The organism is Holdemanella porci (assembly GCF_019052655.1).
GTDB classification, from domain to species: domain Bacteria; phylum Bacillota_I; class Bacilli_A; order Erysipelotrichales; family Erysipelotrichaceae; genus Holdemanella; species Holdemanella hominis.
On the sequence record NZ_JAHQVB010000087.1, the window covers coordinates 1 to 6709 of the forward strand.

The following is a 6709-nucleotide window of genomic DNA, read 5'->3' on the forward strand; positions in this document are numbered from 1 at the left end:
TAGTAAAGGCTTATAGCCGCAGAGAAAACCACGCCTTTTAAGCGTGGTTTTTATTTAATATATGATCAAATATGTAGTGTCCTACACCACCATCAAGACAATCGTAGTCAGTAATATCGTCGGCCAATGCCTTTGTGTTTGGATTGCCGTCTTTTAGGCAGACTCCCCATCCACTTGTGAGTAGTAAAGAATTATCGTTTTCATTATCGCCAAATGCAATTGTATCTTCTAAGTGAATCTGATTCCATTCGCAATACATTTCTAAACCTCTACCTTTGGAGAAACCACTATACATTAATTCGATAGTTCCTGGGAATGTTTCAATAGTTTGGTATTTCCCTTTATATTGTTCTTCTACTTGATCACGGATAAGTTGTGTTGTTTCTGGGTCTGTCCTAAATAAGAACTTATAAACGGGTTTTTCACAAAAACCATCAATATCACCTGTCTTATCGATAAGTAGAATATTTTTACGTTTGGCCATATCTAATAAGTCATCGCTGATATTCATAACATTGCGAAGTTGATTTCCTTCTACGTTTACGGACACTTTCTTTTCTAAGATGATTGGCATCAAGAAAGTTAAGACTTCCTTCATTTCTTTAACACTTAACATGTCCATCGTAAATGATTTATTCAGGTTACGATCATAGATCATACCTCCATTCATTCCGATAATGAAATCAAACTCGAAGCCTAGATTCCAAAAGATTCCTTTCGTTTTTTCCATTTCGGTGATTTCTCTTCCAGTTGCCAAACCAATTTTTACGTTTTTATCATGAAGTTCTTTTAAAGCTTGTATTGTGATTTCAGGTAAGGGACTGCCCTTAGAACTTAGGGTCATATCAACGTCGGCAGCTAAAACCTCAATTTTTTGAATCATAAAATGTACCTCCATCACCTAAAATGTATACGATTTCATATGAAGTTGCAACATGAAAGTTATATTGTACTACCTATTTCGTTTTGTGTTTTGTCTTTAGGTAAGCTATACTTTAGAGACTGAAGGTGGTAAATAATGAATTTTTTAGTGCGTAGATTTATAAAGAATTATCAAGATACAAAAGATGCCAATGTGAGAACGAGTGTTGGTAAATTATCGGGGATTGTGGGTATATTTAGTAACTTGTTTTTATTTGTGATTAAGTTTGTGATTGGTACTATTGTACATTCGGTATCTATTCAAGCGGATGGTGTAAACAACTTAACGGATGCGGGTTCGAATATTATTTCGATTTTATCTTTTCATCTCGCAAATAAGCCAGCAGATAAGGATCATCCATTTGGTCATGAAAGAACGGAAACAATCGCATCATTATTTGTGGGAATATTGATTTTAGTTTTAGGTTTTGAAACTGCAAAAGAAAGTATTTCTAAAGTGATTCATCCGGGAAGTATTGATTTTAGAATTGCATCCGTCATTATTCTTTTAATTTCTATCATAGTTAAATTTTGGATGTATGCATACAATAAGAAGCTTTCTAAAACATATGATTCAAGTCTCTTAGAAGCAACGGCATTGGATTCAATTAGTGATGTATGTGGAACAACAGCTGTTCTTGTATCGACATTGTTGTCTCCAGTTCTTCACTTCAATCTAGATGGATACATGGGTATCGTAGTTTCAGGAATTATCCTTTATGGAGCTTATGGCTTATTAAGAGATATGATTAATTCTTTGATTGGAGAAGCACCGGATCCTGAACTTGTACACAATATTGTAGATATGATCATGGCACATCCTGCAATTTTAGGCGTGCATGATATGATGCTGCATAATTATGGCCCAAATAAGATTTTTGCGAGTGCTCACGTAGAAGTGGATTCGTCCAAAGATATCTTTGAAACGCATGATCATATTGATAATATAGAGCGCGAAGTCAAAAAGAATATGAATATTGATTTAGTTTTACATATGGATCCAGTAAAGGTAAATGATCCAGAGACAGAGTTGTATCGTGCAAAAGTGGTAGAAGCCATTCATCAAATTGATCCGAAATGGAGATTTCATGATTTTAGAATTGTGTCAGGACCAACACATGTGAATTTGGTGTTTGATTTGGTGATTCCATTTGAAGAAAAGTATGCGCAGGAAGAAATAGAAGAAATGCTTCTAAAACATATTGAATCGGATAAAAAAATTTATTTAGTACTCACAATTGATCATCCATACGCATAAGGCAGAAGTGTTTAAACTTCTGCCTCTATTATTTCTGGGATTACTTGGATTTGAGTTTTTTCTTCTTTAGTTAATGTGTTTGAAATAAATACATCCACTTCTTTGAATTTACAGTACGTGTATTCAGGTTGTGTATTAAATTTATTTTTATCAGTTACCACAATGATTTTTTCACTTTGTTGAAGAATGTGTCGCTTTAATTCATATTCATTTTCATAAGTAGTAAATCCATTGTTGTCTTTAAATCCTTTGGTTCCTAAAATCGCAACATCAATATGAATATAATCGATAGTTTCACTGGCAAAGTTTCCATAAGAGCGATAGGCATTGTTGGAAATGTTTCCACCAATCAAAATAACGTGCATATTTAGTTTAGCGCATTTGTAGGCTACAAAAATGGAGTTTGTCACAATCGTAATATTATGAATGGATTGAAGAAAGGGAATACCTGCTTGACATGTACTACCGGCATCTAAATAGACAACCATTCCTTCTTTGATAAAGGTGCAAGTTTGTCTCATGATTTGTTTCTTTTCTTCAATATATTCTTGATTTCTTAATGAAATGGGCATTTCATCAGGTTCTTCTAACAGCAGCGCATAGCCATGCTCTTTTTTAATGATTTTAGAATCTTCGAGTTCAATAATATCTTTACGAATGGTTTCACTTGAAGTTTGAAAGTAATCCGATAAATCGGATATCTTGATTTTTGGATGTTCCTGTAGAAGTTGACGAATCTTGAATTGTCTTTCATCTTTCTTTTTTGACATAAGCTACACCTGTGTGACTTTCTTGACTGTTTTTACAACATCATATTGTTCTGGTGTCAAATGGTTTGTGATGAATTCATCGAACTCATTAAATTTACAAAAGGCATAAGGCGCAATGTCTGCCTTATTATTGACTTTACTTGCATCACTGATCATGATTTTTTTTGCGGATTGATTCATAACGTGACGTTTAAAACCAAGTTCATCGGCAGAAATGGTGGTAAATCCATGACTCTTTTCAGTGAAAGCATCTGTTCCCATGATGGCTAAATCAATGTTTAAATGGTCGATGATTTCGGTTGCGAAATGTCCATAGGTTCTTTTTCCTATATTGAATAATAAACCACCAGCCATAATGATATTTAAATTCATGTTGGCACATTCATAAGCTACAAGAATAGAATTGGTGACAATGGTGATGTCGCTTTTGTTTCGTAAGGCGCTTATGGCCGTTAAAATTGTGCTTCCAGAATCCAAATATACGGTCATGCCATTTTCGATTCGGCTAAATGCTTCTAGGGCTACAATTTTTTTCATTTCCTTATTTTTTTGTGCTTTTAATTCGACAAATGTTTCGACAGAAGAACTTTGAATTTTGGCGTAGCCATGTTCTCGAACTAATATTTTTCTTTCTTGTAGTTCATCTAAATCTTTACGTAGTGTTTCTGGAGTAACAGAAAGTAATTTAGCGAGTTCTGCGACTTTTATTTTTTCTTTTTCTTCAAGAATTTGACGAATTTGAAGTTGTCTTTCTTCTTTTTTCTTTGACATGTTTTCACCTTTTTCCTTTTGAATCCAATTAAATTATAAACGAAATATTTTGAAAACAGAATAAAAAGTGGGAATACAAATAATTTGAAAGTGGGTAATGAATTCAATATTGTTTCTGTGCATAATGAGATTGTCTAAAGAAAGTATGTGATAGATATGGTAGTTCGATTAAATCCTGTTGAATTTGCGAAGGCAATGATGAAAAAGAAGAAACAATTGATTCCCACACCAATTGTTTTAGATAATGGAATTGCCGGTATTGTGTATGGATATTATGAAGGTGAGGATCTTTATTATTTGGATCGACTTGATGTCGATGTTTCTAAAAAAGAAGCATTAAGAAAAATGAATGTAATGGAATTGAGACAAGAAATAGCGTTAAAGATTAAAATTTTTGTAGCCAACTCAAATTTAAATAAAAACTTTTGAATCATAATTAAAAATTTGGAAAACTAAAAAATTAAGCTAGACTATTGAGGAGAATTCATAATTCATACATAATGCAAGTGTCAAAGGGAGATAAGAAATGTGTACTGTCGTCCATCTTGAACCAGAAGATTTCGCAAGAGAATTAGTTCATAATCCAAAAAATGTTTATGCCAGAACGTATGTCCTCGATTGTGGGCTTGCCGTAGTCATTTATATGTGTCAAGATTCGCATTTCCTATACTACTTAGACAGACCGGATTGTTCGAAAGAAAAAAAGGACATGCTGAAATCAATGAGTTTTTATGAACTGCATGCCGAAATCTATCGTAAGGTCAATTTAGATAATCGTCTTCGTGAAAGACAAAAAAACCCAAGCTGCTGACTTGGGTTTATTTAATGTATCCGAAGGTAAAGTGTTCGCCTGTTTGTTTATCATTACGATAGCTAAAACATGTATCGAATTCTTTTTTTGTATCATATTTGCTTGAATGAATGTTTTTCTCTGGAATACCTAATTCTTTACACATTTCAATGTTAATACCTTGATTATCAATATAGGCTTTTTCATTTGGCATATATCGAATGAAAGGTGTTGTATCAATACTGATTTGTTTCATTTGTTCAACAACTTCCATACCTACTTCTAAAGAATCAAATTGTATGCTTGGAGAAAAATATATGTGACAGGATTCAGGATGAATCAAATCTTTTTCGATTAATTCGCTCAAGCATTTTTTAGTGATTTCTAAAGTGGTTCCTTTCCATCCGGAATGAATGGCGCATATGCATGGTGTTGTTTCATCGACCACGAGAATGCCTAAACAATCCGCGGTAAATACGCCAATTAGAATGTTTGGCTCTGTCGTATATACGGCATCTACATTCATAATGCTTGTATCTTTATCATAGGCCCCCTTGCCTTCATCGCTCGAAGTAATGTGGGCCATATTGTTTGTGTGCTTTTGCCAAGGAAGTGCCCAATGATCTAGAGGCATATTTAATTCTTCAGCCAATCTTTTGCGGTTGATCATAACCGCTTTTGGATCGATACATACATGAAGTGCGGTATTGTTCTTTTCAGGAAGTGCAATATCTTTTAGTGTAGTAGCACCAAATATGTGTTCGTTATTGATATGAATAATTTTATTTATTTGTATAGACATCTGTAATTTCTCCAATATATACATAGTGCAAATCATCAAGTGGATAATTTCTTTCGTAAATTTCAGGCAATAAGAAATGTTCTTTTTCGAGTTTTCCAACATAGAGCTTCTTACAAATAAAAACTTCTTTAGCTTCTTTAAATGTAGGATTTCCATCAACCATTTCAATGTGGAAGTTCACGTTTGTAATCTTATCTTCATCCTTACCTGATTTTGTGCCTAAGTAAGATAGCTCTTTATGCTTATCATCAAAGAAGGATAGGGTGAACGTCTCACTTTCATCAACGAATTCTTTTGTGTATCTTTGCGGACGAATAAAGATAATCGCAACATTCTTATTCCATAAATGACCAAGAGTTCCCCAGGAAGCGGTCATAGTGTTGGTTTTACCGTTTTTGGTAGCACTGATAAGTAGCCAGCCTTTTCCAACCTTATCAAAAGGATTGAAGCTTAGACTATGAATATCAACTTTTTCAAACATATATAATCCCTCCTATATTTTCTGTTTTAAAATCAAATAAACTTCAGCTTTTGTTGCTTCTGGATATGGTTGTACAAATAGAAGTCCAATTCCGAACAAATTGCGCCTAAAATGATCCACCCTAAAAAAGATAAATCTAGAACGAAGAAGTCTGCCTTTTGTCCTGTTGTCATTTGTTTGGACAAAGAGAAGGTTTCATCAGCCGAAAGATTTGGATTTTGCCAATAGATATGGAATCATAGGATATTCGTAAGCTTTATTAACTACAGGTACTATGAATAAGAATAGCCGTAGTAGTGTTTTTAAATCCATCAAAAACATGATTTTTATCACATTTAAATAATTGCCCTTAAATCCTTTGAATATTTCACTGAGTTCAGACTTTTCATCAGGGTTCTTAATAAAATATCTATTGTTTCCAACTACAATAACATTACCAATAAAGATTGTATAGAGTATTCCAAAAATACTGGCGACAGAAATGAATGAATAAAATATATATTGGAAATTAGAGGAATAGAATATAGGTTGGGTTTCATAAGAAAGATTGTTTGATGCAAAGTCTTGTATTCTTTCAATAATCGTTGTTTTTTTCACCTGTCAATGTTGATGCAATCAGCGTAACCACAAACATTTTCCAATAGTTGCGTTTTATAATGAGTTTGGCTTGTTCTTTAACTTGTTGTCGATTCCACATAGAAGCGCCTTCTTCCTTATGTTTTAATTTTATCACATAAGGAAATGAATGAGGTGAAAAAGATAGATGATTGTCTGGTTGATGAATTTTGTAATACGTATGCCTAAAATAAGAAAACCATTCTAGTGTTGGCGTCTAGAATGGTTTCTTTTGTTTATTATTATTTTTTTAGGAGAGAGATATGAATATTGGTTTATTTCTATATTCATTGCCTTATCT

General features: G+C 33.3%; 10 protein-coding genes. 3 read left to right on the top strand and 7 right to left on the bottom strand.

Annotated features, from left to right (window positions below; translation table 11 throughout):
• Positions 1 to 37 precede the first annotated feature (37 nt).
• On the bottom strand, positions 38 to 883 hold the full coding sequence (locus tag KTQ83_RS10845; RefSeq protein ID WP_217256822.1) for an HAD-IIB family hydrolase: 846 nt from the start codon (positions 881 to 883) through the stop codon (positions 38 to 40).
• A 135-nt stretch (positions 884 to 1018) separates the two neighbouring features.
• On the opposite strand from KTQ83_RS10845, the gene KTQ83_RS10850 reads away from it, so the two are divergent.
• On the top strand, positions 1019 to 2179 hold the full coding sequence (locus KTQ83_RS10850; RefSeq protein ID WP_217256823.1) for a cation diffusion facilitator family transporter: 1161 nt from the start codon (positions 1019 to 1021) through the stop codon (positions 2177 to 2179).
• Between the two features lie 11 nt (positions 2180 to 2190).
• On the opposite strand, the gene KTQ83_RS10855 is transcribed toward KTQ83_RS10850, so the two are convergent.
• Both KTQ83_RS10855 and KTQ83_RS10860 read right to left on the bottom strand, forming a co-directional pair.
• The gene (locus KTQ83_RS10855; protein WP_117926004.1) at positions 2191 to 2949 is read right to left on the bottom strand and encodes a DeoR/GlpR family DNA-binding transcription regulator; all 759 of its coding nucleotides are present in this window, start codon (positions 2947 to 2949) and stop codon (positions 2191 to 2193) included.
• Positions 2950 to 2952: 3 nt separating this feature from the next.
• On the bottom strand, positions 2953 to 3720 hold the full coding sequence (locus KTQ83_RS10860; RefSeq protein WP_217256824.1) for a DeoR/GlpR family DNA-binding transcription regulator: 768 nt from the start codon (positions 3718 to 3720) through the stop codon (positions 2953 to 2955).
• 156 nt (positions 3721 to 3876) lie between these two features.
• Between KTQ83_RS10860 and KTQ83_RS10865 the strand changes: the two genes are divergently transcribed.
• Both KTQ83_RS10865 and KTQ83_RS10870 read left to right on the top strand, forming a co-directional pair.
• Positions 3877 to 4149: a hypothetical protein gene (locus KTQ83_RS10865; protein ID WP_186998880.1), complete on the top strand. Its 273-nt coding sequence runs from the start codon at positions 3877 to 3879 to the stop codon at positions 4147 to 4149.
• Positions 4150 to 4246: 97 nt separating this feature from the next.
• Positions 4247 to 4531, top strand: coding sequence for a hypothetical protein (locus KTQ83_RS10870; protein ID WP_117925998.1), 285 nt, complete (start codon positions 4247 to 4249; stop codon positions 4529 to 4531).
• A 7-nt stretch (positions 4532 to 4538) separates the two neighbouring features.
• Here KTQ83_RS10870 and KTQ83_RS10875 read toward each other — a convergent pair whose 3' ends face one another.
• The 4 genes from KTQ83_RS10875 to KTQ83_RS12595 all read right to left on the bottom strand — a co-directional run bounded on the left by KTQ83_RS10875 (position 4539) and on the right by KTQ83_RS12595 (position 6490).
• Positions 4539 to 5312: a purine nucleoside phosphorylase YfiH/LACC1 family protein gene (locus tag KTQ83_RS10875; protein WP_244975848.1), complete on the bottom strand. Its 774-nt coding sequence runs from the start codon at positions 5310 to 5312 to the stop codon at positions 4539 to 4541.
• Positions 5293 to 5793: a flavin reductase gene (locus KTQ83_RS10880; protein ID WP_217256825.1), complete on the bottom strand. Its 501-nt coding sequence runs from the start codon at positions 5791 to 5793 to the stop codon at positions 5293 to 5295. The genes KTQ83_RS10875 and KTQ83_RS10880 overlap by 20 nt, the downstream gene beginning before the upstream one ends.
• Before the next feature lie 198 nt (positions 5794 to 5991).
• Entirely contained in the window at positions 5992 to 6390 is a 399-nt protein-coding gene (locus tag KTQ83_RS12375) for a hypothetical protein (protein ID WP_244975849.1), read from the bottom strand.
• Positions 6368 to 6490 carry a hypothetical protein gene (locus KTQ83_RS12595; RefSeq protein ID WP_255466290.1) on the bottom strand — a complete coding sequence of 41 codons (123 nt, stop codon included), beginning with the start codon at positions 6488 to 6490 and terminating at the stop codon, positions 6368 to 6370. The genes KTQ83_RS12375 and KTQ83_RS12595 overlap by 23 nt, the downstream gene beginning before the upstream one ends.
• Positions 6491 to 6709 lie beyond the last annotated feature (219 nt).